The sequence below is a fragment of the Lysobacter sp. Soil_C_59 genome (assembly GCF_057656415.1).
On record NZ_JBDGKK010000001.1, the window covers coordinates 1 to 14,704 of the forward strand.

The following is a 14,704-nucleotide window of genomic DNA, read 5'->3' on the forward strand; positions in this document are numbered from 1 at the left end:
CTCGCCGCGACTGTCTCGCAAATTCAGTCTGGCACCCACCGGGTGCCAAGGTGAGGAGGAGTCCATCCCATTGCTATCGGCCAATAGCAGACATCGGCGCTCGAACTAACGTTGTCCTGCCTGCTTCGGTCCCGTGCCATGGCGCGGCTAATTACCAGTCAGCATTGACCGACGCGACTGCGGTCGCATTTCGGTCTCCTACCGTCCAGTCTGGTCCAACCCGGCCTCGATCCGCCGCCGGACCTCGCCTTCAAGCCCCTTCAGGCCCCACATCTTGCCGATCGCGATCGCGTCTTCGGTCGAACGTCCTTCCATCCACGCCGCCCGCAGCGCCACGATCGCGCCGACGCGATTGCCGCTCGCACAGTGCACCAGCACCGGCCGCTTCGCCTCACGAAGCATCGCGTCGAACGCCTGCATGTTCTTATGCGTGAGGTCAGCCGGACCGCCCAGGGGCAGGTTCGAGTATGCGAGCCCGGCAGTTCGCACGGCGGCCGCCTCGTCGAAGTCCGGTGTTTCCGCATTTGGCGTCAGGTCGATGACATGGCGGATGCCAGCCTCGTGCACGCGCCCGATGTCCACGGGCGCGAGCCGACCGGCCGACACGACGCCTGGCTCCGGCGACACCGCGTTGGCGACCGCCGGCAGTTGGGTCGCGACCGACCATGTCGCGCAACCCGTCGCCGAAAATGCGGCAGTGAGGGCGAGGATGGAAAGTGGCTTCATAGCGGAGGACCTCAGGCGCGGTTGATCAGGCGGTGGAGGAGAACGCCGGCGAGCATCGCGGGAATAAACCAAAGCGCTTCGACAGAAACGATCCCCAGACCCGCGAGCGCAGGCCCAGGGCAATAGCCGGCGATACCCCAGCCAACGCCGAACAGCGCCGCGCCGCCCAGAAGTCGGCGATCGATGAGCTTCAGGTTCGACAGTTGGAAGGTGTGGGCAAGCACCGGGCTGCCGCGGCGGAGCACGAAGCGAAATAGCAGGGTGGTCGTGGCGACCGCGCCGCCAAGCACGAACATCAGGGTGGGATCGAAGGCGCCGAAGACATCGAGAAACCCGAGGGCGCGGCGCGGATCCGTCATGCCTGCCATCGCAAGGCCCAGCCCGAACAGCGCACCCGACACGAGTGCGGCAAGCGAGAACTTCTTCATGGTCAACTCCACAGATGGCGAAGGACATACGTGGTGGCAATCGCGGTGGCCATGAAGGTCACCACGGCCGCCAGCGAGCGCATGGAAAGCCGGCCAAGACCGCACACCCCGTGGCCACTCGTGCAGCCGTTGCCCATGCGTGTGCCGAAGCCGACCAGCAGGCCGGCGACGATCAGGCCGGCGCGCGAGAAGTCGGTGCGAGGCATTGGCGCGCCCGGCACGACTGCCATGTACAGGCCGCCCGCAGCGATGAGCCCCACGAGGAACGCCACGCGCCAGGACAAGTCACCGGGCTTCTGAAACACCGCGCCGTTGAGAATGCCGCTGACCCCGGCTACCCGGCCGTTGAGCCAGAGCAGCAATGTCGCCGACAGGCCGATCAGCACCCCGCCTGTCAGGGCAGTCAGCCACGTCAGCGTCACTTTCCACCTCCGATCTGATTAAGTGGCAGCCGCAGGTAGCGGATGCCATTGGCATCGGGCGGCGGCAGCTCGCCCGCGCGGATGTTCACCTGCAGCGCCGGCAGGACCAGTTTCGGGACTGCCAGGTTCACGTCCCGCTCGGTGCGCACCTTTACAAACGTCTGCTCATCGGCGTTTCCTCCTACATGGACGTTGCGCTGTCGCTGATCCTCAATCGAGCTCTGCGCGCGCGCCGCGCGTTCGGCCGACGGGTAGTCGTGACAAAGGAATAGGCGGGTAGTCGCGGGCAGGTCGAACAGCTTGCGGATCGAGCGATACAGCTTTCGCGCATCACCACCGGGGAAGTCCGCGCGCGCAGTGCCGGTTTCTGGCGCAAATATCGTGTCGCCGACGAAGGCGGCATCGCCGATCACGTAGGTGAGACTGTCGTCGGTGTGCCCCGGGGTGGCGATGACACGCGCGTCAAGCTCTCCGATAGCAAACGAGTCGTCATCGGCGAACAGCCGGTCAAACTGGCTGCCGTCCGTGGCGAACGCCGGCTCCATGTCGAACAGCGCCTTGAAGCGCGCCTGGACCTGCGTGATGCCACGGCCGATCGCGACTTTTGCCTGGGTTTCGCGCTTGAGGTAGGCGGCTGCCGTCAGGTGATCCGCATGGGCATGCGTCTCAAGGATCCAGTCCACTTTCAGGCGCTGAGTCCGCACGAAATTCAGCACGCGATCGGCTGATCCGGTCGAGGTGCGGGCGCTGGCCGGGTCGTAGTCGAGCACCGGATCGATAATGGCGGCGTGTCCGCCCTCGCGGTCGTACACCACGTGGGTAAAGGTGAACGTTGCCGGATCGTAGAAGTTCATCACTTGCGGATTCATGGAATTGCCCGTTGCGCATAACTTTAGCTACCACTAAAGTATGGTTGTAGCATATCCTTGTCAAGCAATCCCTAAAGTACCTGCCCATGACCCGTTCATCGAAGAAGCTCGCCCGGGCCCTGCCGCCCGTCCAGGAAATGGCAAGCCATGCCGGCGCGGCCGCCGAACTGTTGAAGGCCCTGGCCCATCCGGCCCGCCTGCTGGTGCTCTGCCAGTTGGTCGAAGGGGAGCGCTCGGTGGGCGAGCTCCAGCCGATCACCGGACTGAGCATGTCCGCACTCTCGCAACACCTGTCAGTGTTGCGAGAGATGGCGCTCGTGAACACGCGGCGCGAATCGCAGACGATCTTCTATTCAATGGCCGAGGGTCCCGCCGCGAGCGTGCTCGATGCCCTGTACGCCGCCTACTGCGGCACCCAGAAGGCCGGCTGACGACCACGCTGCAATTCCTTCTTGGCGCACTGGCGGGCGGCGCGGTCGGATTCACGCTCGGCCTCGTAGGCGGCGGCAGATCGATCCTTGCCGTTCCGCTGATGATCTACCTCGTCGGTGTGGACGACCCGCAGGTGATCGGGACGAGCGCGCTCGCCGTCACGTGGACGGGCAGAAGCTGCTTGCACTGTTCGCGCTGCTGATGCTGGTCGTCGTGGGCCTTATGGTCCGCTCGCGTGGGCGCGAGGGCGATCCGGCGGTGGCTACGGCCAGAAGCGGTTATTAGCGCCCGGCAAACTGCTTTCTTCTCGACTCTCCTCCTGGTTGTCGCCGCCAACGACTGCATTCCGCCTATCTGACTGTCTGATCCAGATCAAGGTCAAGGCGTGGCACCGGAGTAGGCTGAATTCAAGGAATCGAACAGATCGGCATATCAGTCACAGCGAAGTCGTTGCGAATACATGCCAGCATTCGCCTTGGGTTCGCTAGAGAACGCAAGCGAGGAGCACCATGGCCCCCATCCGAATCGGCATCGCCTTCGCCATCACGGTCGGCGTCTTCTACGCCTTGTGCACCCTCATCTGGGTGTTGGCGCCCGGATCGTTCCTAACCTTCATGAACAGCCTGTTCCACGGAATGGACTTCACCGCACTGGTCCAGCCCGAGCCACTTGCCTGGTCAGGATTCGTCACCGCGCTCCTCATTCTGTGTGGCTGGGCATTGGCAGCCGGGACATTCTTCGCGTGGTTGTCCCGTCGTTTCGCCCGCTGAACGGCAAAACGACCGCGCCCGACCGTCGGCCGGGCGATTGCTAGCCTTCGGGCCACATCTGCGCCCGGAACCACGAGGCCGATTCGCATGTCGCATCCAACCGCATACGGACACGCGCCATCCGAGGCAACCGCCATCGATCCGGTCTGCGGCATGCGCGTCGATCTGGCGAACCCGCAGTTTCGAACCGAGCACGCTGGGTTTGTGTTTCTTTTCTGCTCGGCGCATTGCCAGCAGAAGTTCATTGCCGATCCCGCCGCGTTCCATGCTGCCCACGCACAGGTTGCCCTGGCCCCGTCATCGTCCACGCTAGCTGCAGGACCAGCCACCCGCTACACGTGTCCGATGCATCCCGAAATCATCCGCGACGCGCCCGGTGCCTGTCCGATCTGCGGCATGGTGCTGGAGCCGCTGCTGCCAGTCGAGGTAGAGGTCAATCCGGAACTGGAAGACGTCCGTATGCGGTTCTGGCGGACGTTGCCGCTAACGATAATCGTCCTGACGCTGGCTATGATCGGTCACCGCTTCGCATGGCTGCCGGCCGGAACGCGTACCATGATCGAGCTGGTCCTGACCGCACCAGTGGTGCTGTGGGCCGCCTGGCCGTTCTTCGTTCGTTGCGTGTGGTCAATCCACAACAAGACCCCCAACATGTGGACGCTCATCGGCATCGGCGTGGCCGCCGCATATGGCTACAGCGTCGTGGCGACACTCACACCGGACTTGTTCCCGGCCTCATTCCGTTCGCATGGCCGCGTCGGTGTGTACTTCGAAGCCGCCGCCGTGATCGTCTCGCTGACATTGCTTGGTCAATTGCTCGAGTTGCGGGCACGCTCGAGGACGTCGGCCGCGATAATCGCGATACTTGGTCTGGCCCCGAAGACGGCGCGCCGCCAACGCGACGACGGCAGCGAGGAAGACATCGAACTGAGTCACGTGCACGTTGGCGACCGCCTGCGAGTGCGCCCTGGGGAAAAAGTGCCAGTGGATGGCCAGGTGATTGACGGCCACTCCAGTATCGACGAGTCAATGCTGACCGGCGAACCCATGCCGATCTTAAAGACCGTGGGTTCGTCGGTGATCGGCGCAACGCTCAATGGCACCGGCAGCTTGGTGATCCGCGCGGAAAGAATAGGCTCTGAATCCGTGCTTGCCCAGATCGTGCAGTTGGTTGCCCAGGCGCAACGGTCGCGTGCACCGATGCAGCGTATGGCGGACAAGGTCGCGTTCTGGTTCGTGCTAGCGGTGCTGAGCGTGGCGGTGCTGACGTTCTTCGGCTGGGGCCTGTTCGGACCAGCACCGTCGTGGACCTATGCGGTGCTCAATGCGGTGTCTGTGCTGATCATTGCGTGCCCGTGCGCGCTGGGCTTGGCGACACCGATGTCGATTATGGTGGCCACCGGCCGCGCAGCGCAGCATGGCGTGCTGTTCCGTGATGCCGAGGCGATCGAGAATCTCCGCAAGATCGATACCCTGATCGTCGACAAGACCGGCACACTCACCGAAGGCCGCCCGGCGTTCCGAACCGCTATTCCAGCGATGGGATTCAGTGAGAACGACGTGCTGCGCCTGGCTGCGAGTCTCGACCAAGGCAGCGAACACCCGCTGGCGGACGCGATCGTGGCCGAAGCACGTCGCCGACAGCTGACGTTGAACATTGCCGATGGCTTCGAGTCATCCACTGGTATCGGCGTCCGGGGCAAAGTCGGCACTCACACGCTGGCGATTGGCAATACCGAACTGATGCATGAAGTCGGCGTCGATCCGTCGCCCTTGTCTGCGGAGGCCGAATCCCTGCGCCAGGAAGGGGCGAGCGTCATGTTCCTCGCGGCGGACGGCATGCTTGCCGGGCTGCTCGCCGTTGCCGACCCTATCAAGGGATCGACCGCAGTCGCGATTAGGTCCCTACAGGACTCTGGGCTGCGCATCGTCATGGCAACTGGCGACGGCGTCACCACCGCTAATGCAGTTGCCCGGGAACTGGCCATTGACGAGGTGCACGGCGAGATCCGGCCCAAGGACAAAGTCGACCTGGTTCAGCGCCTCAAGGCCGAAGGGCGCCACGTGGCGATGGCGGGCGACGGCATCAACGATGCACCGGCGCTGGCCGCAGCGGACGTCGGCATTGCGATGGGCACCGGAACCGACGTGGCCATGTCGAGCGCGCAGGTCACGCTAGTCAAGGGTGACTTGCGGCGAATCATGCAGGCGCGCGCGATCTCCACTGCCACGGTGCGCAACATGAAGCAGAACCTCGCGTTCGCTTTTCTCTATAACGCCATCGGTGTGCCGGTCGCCGCCGGCGTCTTGTACCCCGTGTTCGGCTTGCTGCTGAGCCCGATGATCGCCGCGCTGGCGATGAGCCTTAGTTCGGTGTCCGTGGTCGCCAACGCCTTGCGCCTGGCTAAAGTGCCGCTGGCCCCTCCCATTGCTTATCCGCCACCTTAATCGAGCCTCGCCGCGTAATGTCGCCCCGGCTTCCAAACCCCTGGGGCGGCGTATGCGAAGTTGGCGCGAAGGTTGCTTTCAAACGCGCGAGATCTCGCTCTTGCGCAGGTCTTTCGCAGCAGCGGAATCTTTGGACAAAACTCCAAGTGGCCGCGGAAGAGTCGCAACTTGATTCGAGGTTATATGGACTGCAGATCATCACACCGGTGAATGTCAGCTTTGGGTCGAAAGCGGACCTTAGCACCGGTCCTGGCCTCCGCCCTGCCCCAACGTCCGCTTACGGCCAGAAGCGGGCATTGGGGGAAGGCGGAGGTCCGGACCGGCGCAGATGCATATACTGTTGCGGACCCCCTTCAGGGCAACCTACAGAATTGCACCACTTATAGCGGCGGAGTCTGAGGCATGGCACTTCACCAACCTGATTTGCTTAGTCGCATCCGATACGCACTCTTCGAGGCGGGCGTGTCCCGACTGATCTTCGAGCACGCACGCAACCTGGTTGTGGCGATGTTTGTGCTCGCGGCGGGCCTGGAGGCGATTGAGCACGATCCCCGTGACATCGGCCCCCTGTACTTTCGTTCCACCGGGTATGTTGTCGCTGCGGTGGGTGCTGCGCTGGTGCTGCTCAACCTGTCCGACGGGATGCATCGTTTATCAAAGGCGAGGCTGCCACGCCTGTGGCACAGCCTGCTTATAGTCACCTACGTCGTTGTGTTCTGGCGAGTTGCGCACCTGATCCTGCTTTTCAGGTGACGCCGCTACTGCCGGGAGCGATTGGGTGCGCAGTCACCCGACGCGCTCCGCCTGCCAGTACTGCCTTGCCAATCGCCCGAAATCCCAGACTCCGAACGCGCTGCGAACCGGCGTCACGCAAAACGCGACCATTCATCGCCGGCATTGCCGAAGCGAAGCCCCCAACCTGCTGCTGGATACCCGAAGCGTCGCGACCTCGACGTCTTGGATTATTTTCGTTTTGACGTCGCGGAGCGGTTGTCAGTGGGGACCTGTAGTGACACCATCCAAATCCGTCCGCCGACATGCATCAACGCCATCACACACGTATCACAATCGTGAATTGGGGCGGCGTCTGCGGCAGCGGCAGAGAGCAATCCGACAAGGAGCTAGAGATGAACGCTCTCCTCGGTCTTTTTTTTATTACGCTCGCCATCACGGCGCCTCCGGCATGGGCCCAACGCGCATCGGCCTTCGACGGCGCCGACTCGCGAACCGCTAGCACCGCGACGCACTTTCATCCCGAAGGCAAGCCGCCGTCGCGATTTACCGTGGAGCTTAGGAACGGCGCGAAGAAGGCCTTGCCGTTCGACGACGTGCGCGACTTCGAAGAGAACAAGCGCGGACTGCTCGCCGTTCCGCCTTTCAAGCAGATCATGGCCAACGCAGGAAACGTCGCCTGGGACATGGAGAGCTACAGTTTCCTGCTGCAGGACGATGACTTCGACAGCATCCATCCGTCGCTGCAGCGCCAAGCGATACTCAACATGGCCTATGGCCTGTATGAAGTCCTGCCCGACCGCATCTACCAGGTCAGGGGATTTGATCTCGCCAACGTCACTTTCATCAAGGGCAGTACCGGGTGGATTGTGTTTGACCCGGCAACGGCTGCCGAGACTTCGCGCGCCGCGCTGCAATTCATCAACAAGGAGCTTGGTGAGCGCCCCGTCGTCGCAGTGGTGTATTCCCACTCGCACGTCGATCACTTCGGTGGAGTGCATGGCGTGATCAGCGAGGCTGACGCGAGATCGGGCAAGGTCAAGGTCATCGCTCCAGAGAATTTCCTGCACGAAGCGATCTCAGAGAACGTTTTCGCGGGAAACGCAATGACACGCAGGAGCCGAATACAGTACGGCATCCTGTTGAAGCGCAGCCCGTTTGGCCACGTCGACCAGTCGATCGGAAAGAACGTGGCGTCCGGAAGCGTCGGCCTGATCGCACCTAACGTGAGTATTACCCGGGATTTCGAAGAACTTACCATCGACGGTATCCGGATGGTCTTTCAGAACGTGCCGGACACAGAGGCACCTGTGCAGATGCACACATGGTTTCCAGAATGGAAGGCGCTCTGGGCTGGCGAGAACGTGACTGCCACGATCCATAACATATATACGCTCCGCGGCGCGCCTGTGCGCAACGCGCTCAACTGGTCAAAGCAGATCAATGCGACCATCTACAATTTTCCGCAAGTCGAAGTGCTCTTCGCTTCGCACAGCTGGCCTCGTTGGGGAAACAAGCGCGTGATGGAGGTTCTTCGCGCGCAGCGTGATCTTTACGCGAACATGAATAATCAGGTTCTGCACCTGGCCAATCAGGGCGTAACGATCAACGAGATCCACAACATTTACCGCTCGCCGCCGAGCCTGCAGAGGCAATGGGCGGCGCGGAGCTACCACGGGGCGGAGACCAATAACAGCCGAGCGATCATCAACCGCTTCATCGGCTATTACGACGGCAATCCCGTGAACCTGGAACCTCTCCCGCAGCCCGTCATAGCCCGCCTCTACGTGGAGATGATGGGCGGGTCAGACAGGATCATCACCAAGGGGCGGGAACTGATGGAGCAAGGAAAGTATCTGGAGACGGGGGAACTGCTTAATCGCGTGGTTTTTGCCGAGCCGGAGAACCAGCCAGCGCGCAACCTCCTTGCCGACGCCTTTGAGCAGATTGGCTACCAACGCGAATCGCCGAGCATCCGCAACAGCTACCTGAACATGGCCTACGAACTTCGCAGCGGAATCCCCGCAGGCGTCGCACCAGCCTCCTCCAGCCCCGACGTCATTCGCGCCATGGCGACCGAGCAATGGCTGGATTTCCTGGGCATCAGCATGGACAGCCGGAAGGCGGACGGCATGCGCTTCACCATCAACCTGGTCACGCCGGACAACGGCGAGAAGTTCGTGATCGAGATGAACAATGCCACCTTGACCAACATCAAGGGCTTCACAAGTCCGGACGCGGACCTGACGATAACCGTCAACCGATCGGACCTCAACGACCTGATGATGGGGGTCAAGAGCTTCGAGGACCTGCGCAAAGAGGGTCGCGCGCAGTTCCACGGCGATCGCAAGCCGATCGATCAGTTGCGGGGTTTGATGGTGCAGTTCACGCCCGATTTCGCCGTCTTCCCCGGCACACGCAATGCACAGCCCGCGCCCGCGGCCACCAAGCCTTTCCAGATGGTTATCCAGCCGGGTACGACAATGGCCGACTGAGATCACCACGCCCGCTCACCCATTAGGCGACGAGGTAGCCCATGAAGCGACTCTCCCTGCCTTTCTGCATGTTCGCCATCGTCCTGTGCATGGCGGAAACCAGGTCCGCCGAGTCGTCCGACGACTGGGCGCAGACCGTCTATATCTACGGCATCGGCGCGGCGATCGAGGGTGACGCGCAGATCGGTGCGAACCTGCCGCCGCTCAGCGTCGACTTGAGCAGTTCCGATGTCCTCGATGCGTTGCGGATGGGGGGCATGGTTGCTTACGAGGTGAAGAACGACACCTGGTCCCTCACCGCGGACGTCACCTATATGGACCTTGGATGGAGCGCGTCGGCCCCCCGGGGAGCCGTTGGCGGAAGCCTCAAGCTCGACCAGCTCACCGTGATGGCCACCGGTGGCTACAGGTTCGCACCGTACGCCGAGGTGCTGCTGTCGGCCGCCTACTTCGACCTTGATGCGGACCTCACCATCCGCGTCCGGCAGTTGACGGCCCGGCCCGGCAGAAGCGCGAGCTGGACCGATGCGCTCGTCGGCCTGCGCGTATCGTTCCCCATCGGCGAGAAGTGGACCTACAACCTGCGTGGCGATATTGGCGGAGGAGGTTCCGACCTGACCTGGCATGTTGCGACCACGGTCCGGCGCAAAGTGAACGACAGTTTCGACTGGTATCTCGGCTACCGGGTGCTCTCTTACGACTACAGCGACGGCGCAGGCCCAAACTTCCAGCACTACGAGCTGATGCAGCACGGGCCAGGCGTCGGCGTCGCTTTTACCTTCTGAAACGCGCGCGCCCACACAACCCAGGTAGCCCCAACGTCCACTAACGGCCAGGAGCGGTCATTCAGTCAAAGCATGCCTCACCACTGGCCTGGCCCTGAGTCACGACGTTGAGGCAACCCATGCGGCCAATGTCGTTGGCGCAAGCACCAGTAACAACGGTCCCTCGCTGAGCCGCAAACGGGGCGACGCAAGCACCTTGGCACTGCGAATTGTCCGTGCAGACCTCGTCGCCATCTGTGGTGGGGCGGACACATCCCTCAGCACCGATAAGTATCCGCTCGACCTTGCCACCTTGTGCAGCGCACTCGTCTCGCGCCTCCGACGAGAGTCGCGTAACTCCATCCCGGAGCTTGACGTCGGGGGTGCACCCGAGACAGGTGAAAAGCACTATGGCGATGACGACACTATGTCTGCTCATGCGCGGAAGCCTATGGGAGCCCAAACCAGCTAACAAGCGAACCGTTGCCTCGTCGAAGAAGTGTCCGCTATGGGTCGGAAGCGGACGTTAACACCTGACGGGGCCCGACAAACCCTTTGAACGGCCGATCAACGCAGTTCGTCGGGAAGCCCTTGCGGACTCCCCGACAGATCCTGGGCAACATTACTTCGCGGTCGCGCGCACTGCCTCGATGATCACCTTAGCCACCGCTTCCGGGCTCGACACCATCGGCACGTGGCTAGTCGGCAACTCGGTGGTCGTGGCGCCGATCTTCTTCGCGAGCGCACGCTGCGCACCCGGGTCGATCATGCGGTCCTGGCCGGCGACGATGTACCACGACGGCTTCGCGGTCCACGCGGCCACGGTGACAGGCTGTTCGAAGTTCGCACCGCGCACCGGCCCCTGAGTGGCGTGGATCAGGTTGGCTTCGGCGGCGCTCACGTCCTGGGCGAAATCGCGGGCGATGGCGTCGGCGGGCAGAGTGAGGAAACCGTCGGCGTCTGCGATGAAGTGCGCGAAGCCCGGAGGCGCCGGGAAGCCGGTGGTGTCAGCGGCCGAGTGGGCGCCGAGCGTCGGTGCGAAGGCCGCGACGTAGACCAGCGACTTCACCTTGGCGTTGCCGCCGGCCTGGGTGATGACCGCACCGCCCCAGGAATGGCCGACCAGCACGACCGGACCGGTCTGGGCGTTGATGATGCGGTTGGCAGCGGCGACGTCGTCGTCCAGCGAGGTCAGCGGGTTCTGCACCGCGACCGCGTTCAGGCCCTGGGCCTGCAGCAGCGGGATGACCTTGTTCCAGGACGAACCATCGGCGAAGGCGCCGTGCACCAGGACTACGGTCGGGCGGGTGTCGGCGATCGGAGCAGGGGTCGCGGCGGTGGCGGCGGCGCTCAGGCCGAGGGCGGAGGCAAGGACCAGCGGGGCGAGGAAGTTCATGGCGGAGTTCCTTGGGAGTGAGTGGGCCGGGTCGTTCCCGGTGAGGCCACTATCCCGGAGTCGACCGCACGTCATGTGCTGTAAAGTCCAGAAAACTTGCCATGGAGTCCAAACATGACCGACAGGCTCGATGCCCTGCTGGGCAATTTCTCGGTGCGGGCCACGGTCCGCAACACCGGCACCATCTGTGGCACCCATGAATTGGCGACAGAAGACGGCTTGGGCCAGCTGCACCTGGTCAGGCGCGGCACTGTGGTCGTGCACCACTCCGTGGGCAAGTCGATCACCATCGATACGCCTAGCCTGCTGCTGTACCCGCGGCACTGCGGCCACCGCTTCGTGGTGGAAGGCGAGGAAGGCGCCGACCTGGCCTGCGCGGCCCTGGGCTTCGAATCCGCCACCGAAAATCCGCTGGTGTCCGCGCTGCCGGCCTACCTGTGCCTGCCGCTGGACCAGCTGACGGGCGCCCGCCTGCTGCTGGACCTGCTGTTTGAGGAAGCCTTCGAACAGCGCTGCGGTCGCCGCGAAGTACTGGGCCGCCTGTTCGAACTGGTGCTGATCCAGGTACTGCGTCACCAGATGGAAAGCGAGCAGTTGCAGACCGGCCTGATGGCGGGCTTGGCGCACCCGCGCCTGCGGCGCACGATCACCGCGATGCACGAACGGCCGCGTGAGGAGTGGACGCTGGAAGCGTCGGCGGCGGTGGCGGGCATGTCGCGCAGTTCGTTCGCGCAGACGTTCCGCACCACGGTCGGATGCACGCCGGGCGAATATCTGCAGCGGTGGCGGATCCTGCTGGTGCAGAAGGGGTTGCGCGGCGGCAAGCCCTTGAAGTTACTGGTCGATGACGCCGGCTATGCCAGCGAGTCGGCGCTGTCGCGGGCTTTCAAGGCGCAGGTGGGGGTAACGCCCAGGGAGTGGAAGGGGCGAACTAAAGTGCAGCGCAGGCCTGACTAGTCCGCTATCGGCCAGGAGCGGTCTTACCGCCCAACCGCTACCCGGTCCGATTAATGGCGAGCGCGTAAAGGTAGGTTAGAGGCCAAATGAGAATGACGGCTACGAACCACGCCCACTTGCCAGTGCGGAATGCGCGACGGGCTGACACAAAGGCGGTAACGATCGTCAGCACGATCGCCGCATACATCAGGCCTGCGCCGGCGATCCCGAACATTTCGACCGGTCCGCCGGTCGCGTCGTTGGGAACAAATGCAGCGCCGTATACAAAGAATGCGAGGACGGTGCCGAGGCCCAACTTCGGTATCAGGTTGCTACTGGTTGTCATGCCATTTTCCCAGTTGTTGAAGCCATACCACAAACGTCCGCTTAGGGTCGGAAGCAGTCGTCCGCCAGGCCAACGGCGCCGGCAGCGCCGTTGGCCCTGCTCCCTTAGGCTTCTGTCTGCTCCGCTAGCTCAAGGGCGTCATCGACCTCGATTCCGAGGTAGCGAACCGTGCTTTCCAGCTTTGTGTGCCCCAGCAGTAGCTGGACGGCGCGTAGGTTCTTCGTTCGGCGATAGATCAGGGCTGCTTTGGTGCGGCGCAGCGAGTGGGTCCCATAAGCACTGCTGTCGAGGCCGATCTCGGAAACCCAACGATGGACGATCCTCGCGTACTGCCTAGTGGATAGGTGGAGTGACCGGCGAAGGCGGCTAGGGAACAGATACGCATCCCCCGCCACACTTAAGCCGTCAAGCCAGGCCGCCACAGCTTGGCGGGTTTGGTCGGAGATCTCGAAGCAAACCGGTTGAGAAGTCTTGCGTTGGACGACTGTTGCTCGCGCCGCGATGGCGACGCCATGCCTGACGTCCCGCACCCGAAGGGCGACCAGGTCACATGCCCTCAGCTTCGAGTCGATGGCTAGGTTGAAGAGCGCCAGCTCTCGAGACTCCCGCCGGAGCTGAAGCCGTACCCGTATGGCCCAGATATCGCGGAGCTTCAACGGAGCCTTGCGGCCCACGACCTTGCCCTTGTTCCAAGGGACTGGGTTAGCAGCAGCGTTCTTCATGTTGGACTCCAGAGTGGGAGGTCCGAACATGCCTTCTATTGCGGAGGGGCGGCCCGATGGCCGCTTCCGGCTGTGGATTCAACCGGTCGATGTAACACCTGAAGGCTGCCGTTGCACATGACGTCCCGGGCAAGGATCCAGTGCATGGCAAGCCAGAACGTAACGTATACTCGCGCCCTGAACCCGCCGCAGGCTGGTCGCCCAACTTCCTCCGGGATGCGGCCCCAGGTATCCCGGCGGGTTCGCTATGTTCCGAATCCTCTTGGCATTGTTGGCGCCGGATTTCGGCCTGGCCGATAACCGGACATCCAGCAAGTCGCAATCCCGCTCGTTACAGCTTCAGTGGAAGGCCCGCACTTTGAAGGCATTCAGTAAGGGTCAAGTGGCCGTTCTGCAGGCGGGTCTCGTTCGCCTCATCTAGCGCTGCTCGATGCTGCCTTGTGAGGACGGGCAATAGTTCGCCCACCTGCGCCATTGTCCGAAGCTTCGCCTGACTCCCGCTCACCCAAATGTGCAGCAGTGTCATCGCCATGAGCTTGGGCAAGGAGCTGGCGCTAATCGCCTCGAACGCCTCACGTCCGATAGCGTCGCTGATCGTCTTGGCGTCGAACATAGGTAGCCCCCTGGAGTCGGGAGTGGGTGTGAATTGCGGGCCAGTTGCTTCAATCGAATAACGAACCATAGGGCGGCTCAAGGCCACGCGCGCACGTCCCTCTTGGGTAATGGGTCCAGTGCTGCACCCAGCGTGCCACTTGCACCTGGACCCGCGCGTTCTCACCAAAGTCACTCGCGCGCGTGCGCGCGCATAGGTTTCGACATGCCAAGCAACGCCCTCGCACGACACAGCCTTAGGCAGCCAGGTGTGCGCAACATCCACAACCCCTATGGCGATCAACTTCCCAGCACATGCACCGAGAACACTAACCGCCTTCCGCGGCGACTCGGGCCGCTCGGATACGGGGGAGGTTCAGGGCGACCTTGGCCCTTCCCTCGGGGGTTTTGGGGCCCGTCGAACGCCCCCCGTGCCAGCGACATCGCGTGCGCCCTGGAATGGGTTTCGTCCGACAAGGTGTTCCGGCGCGTGTCCTAGCGCCACAACAACTACTGATGAGTGCCATATCTGTTCACCGAAGTAGTTCGCGCGCACGTGCAAGCGTTTCGAAGTGACTGGAACGCGCGTTGCTCGTGGGGTCGTGCGTAGAGTCTTCACAAGATGAG

The 14,704-nt window shown here is 62.9% G+C and carries 16 protein-coding genes and 1 pseudogene; 8 read left to right on the forward strand and 9 right to left on the reverse strand.

What is annotated here, in order from left to right:
* Positions 1-198: 198 nt before the first annotated feature.
* The 4 genes from AC3A3Q_RS00005 to AC3A3Q_RS00020 are packed head-to-tail and all read right to left on the reverse strand — an operon-like array spanning position 199 to position 2,430.
* The gene (locus AC3A3Q_RS00005) at positions 199-726 is read right to left on the reverse strand and encodes a protein tyrosine phosphatase family protein (protein ID WP_487584316.1); all 528 of its coding nucleotides are present in this window, start codon (positions 724-726) and stop codon (positions 199-201) included.
* Positions 727-737: 11 nt separating this feature from the next.
* Positions 738-1,154: a DUF6691 family protein gene (locus AC3A3Q_RS00010; RefSeq protein WP_487584317.1), complete on the reverse strand. Its 417-nt coding sequence runs from the start codon at positions 1,152-1,154 to the stop codon at positions 738-740.
* Between the two features lie 2 nt (positions 1,155-1,156).
* Entirely contained in the window at positions 1,157-1,576 is a 420-nt protein-coding gene (locus AC3A3Q_RS00015; RefSeq protein WP_487584318.1) for a YeeE/YedE family protein, read from the reverse strand.
* Positions 1,573-2,430, reverse strand: a complete 858-nt coding sequence (locus AC3A3Q_RS00020; protein ID WP_487584319.1) for an MBL fold metallo-hydrolase — start codon at positions 2,428-2,430, stop codon at positions 1,573-1,575. Before AC3A3Q_RS00020 ends, AC3A3Q_RS00015 begins: the two co-directional genes overlap by 4 nt.
* Before the next feature lie 101 nt (positions 2,431-2,531).
* Here AC3A3Q_RS00020 and AC3A3Q_RS00025 point away from each other — a divergent pair, with 101 nt between their 5' ends.
* The 7 genes and pseudogenes from AC3A3Q_RS00025 to AC3A3Q_RS00055 all read left to right on the forward strand — a co-directional run bounded on the left by AC3A3Q_RS00025 (position 2,532) and on the right by AC3A3Q_RS00055 (position 10,107).
* Positions 2,532-2,876, forward strand: coding sequence for a metalloregulator ArsR/SmtB family transcription factor (locus AC3A3Q_RS00025; RefSeq protein WP_487584320.1), 345 nt, complete (start codon positions 2,532-2,534; stop codon positions 2,874-2,876).
* Between the two features lie 8 nt (positions 2,877-2,884).
* A pseudogene (locus AC3A3Q_RS00030) lies at positions 2,885-3,150 on the forward strand (hypothetical protein); the annotation flags it as partial.
* Positions 3,151-3,386: 236 nt separating this feature from the next.
* Complete coding sequence (locus AC3A3Q_RS00035; protein ID WP_487584321.1) at positions 3,387-3,647, forward strand: DUF5676 family membrane protein; 261 nt, start codon at positions 3,387-3,389, stop codon at positions 3,645-3,647.
* Between the two features lie 87 nt (positions 3,648-3,734).
* Complete coding sequence (locus AC3A3Q_RS00040; RefSeq protein ID WP_487584322.1) at positions 3,735-6,095, forward strand: heavy metal translocating P-type ATPase; 2,361 nt, start codon at positions 3,735-3,737, stop codon at positions 6,093-6,095.
* Positions 6,096-6,497: 402 nt separating this feature from the next.
* On the forward strand, positions 6,498-6,848 hold the full coding sequence (locus tag AC3A3Q_RS00045; RefSeq protein ID WP_487584323.1) for a hypothetical protein: 351 nt from the start codon (positions 6,498-6,500) through the stop codon (positions 6,846-6,848).
* Positions 6,849-7,222: 374 nt separating this feature from the next.
* Positions 7,223-9,322, forward strand: coding sequence for an alkyl/aryl-sulfatase (locus AC3A3Q_RS00050; RefSeq protein WP_487584324.1), 2,100 nt, complete (start codon positions 7,223-7,225; stop codon positions 9,320-9,322).
* A 41-nt stretch (positions 9,323-9,363) separates the two neighbouring features.
* The gene (locus AC3A3Q_RS00055; protein ID WP_487584325.1) at positions 9,364-10,107 is read left to right on the forward strand and encodes a hypothetical protein; all 744 of its coding nucleotides are present in this window, start codon (positions 9,364-9,366) and stop codon (positions 10,105-10,107) included.
* 601 nt (positions 10,108-10,708) lie between these two features.
* On the opposite strand, the gene AC3A3Q_RS00060 is transcribed toward AC3A3Q_RS00055, so the two are convergent.
* The gene (locus AC3A3Q_RS00060; protein ID WP_487584326.1) at positions 10,709-11,482 is read right to left on the reverse strand and encodes an alpha/beta fold hydrolase; all 774 of its coding nucleotides are present in this window, start codon (positions 11,480-11,482) and stop codon (positions 10,709-10,711) included.
* Between the two features lie 114 nt (positions 11,483-11,596).
* Between AC3A3Q_RS00060 and AC3A3Q_RS00065 the strand changes: the two genes are divergently transcribed.
* The gene (locus AC3A3Q_RS00065) at positions 11,597-12,439 is read left to right on the forward strand and encodes a cupin domain-containing protein (protein ID WP_487584327.1); all 843 of its coding nucleotides are present in this window, start codon (positions 11,597-11,599) and stop codon (positions 12,437-12,439) included.
* 37 nt (positions 12,440-12,476) lie between these two features.
* On the opposite strand, the gene AC3A3Q_RS00070 is transcribed toward AC3A3Q_RS00065, so the two are convergent.
* The 4 genes from AC3A3Q_RS00070 to AC3A3Q_RS00085 all read right to left on the reverse strand — a co-directional run bounded on the left by AC3A3Q_RS00070 (position 12,477) and on the right by AC3A3Q_RS00085 (position 14,604).
* On the reverse strand, positions 12,477-12,764 hold the full coding sequence (locus AC3A3Q_RS00070) for a hypothetical protein (protein ID WP_487584328.1): 288 nt from the start codon (positions 12,762-12,764) through the stop codon (positions 12,477-12,479).
* Positions 12,765-12,868: 104 nt separating this feature from the next.
* Positions 12,869-13,486 (reverse strand): tyrosine-type recombinase/integrase, encoded by a 618-nt coding sequence (locus tag AC3A3Q_RS00075; protein ID WP_487584329.1) that lies wholly within the window; start codon positions 13,484-13,486, stop codon positions 12,869-12,871.
* Between the two features lie 331 nt (positions 13,487-13,817).
* Positions 13,818-14,099, reverse strand: coding sequence for a hypothetical protein (locus tag AC3A3Q_RS00080; RefSeq protein ID WP_487584330.1), 282 nt, complete (start codon positions 14,097-14,099; stop codon positions 13,818-13,820).
* Positions 14,100-14,406: 307 nt separating this feature from the next.
* Positions 14,407-14,604, reverse strand: a complete 198-nt coding sequence (locus tag AC3A3Q_RS00085; protein ID WP_487584331.1) for an HGGxSTG domain-containing protein — start codon at positions 14,602-14,604, stop codon at positions 14,407-14,409.
* Positions 14,605-14,704: the final 100 nt, after the last annotated feature.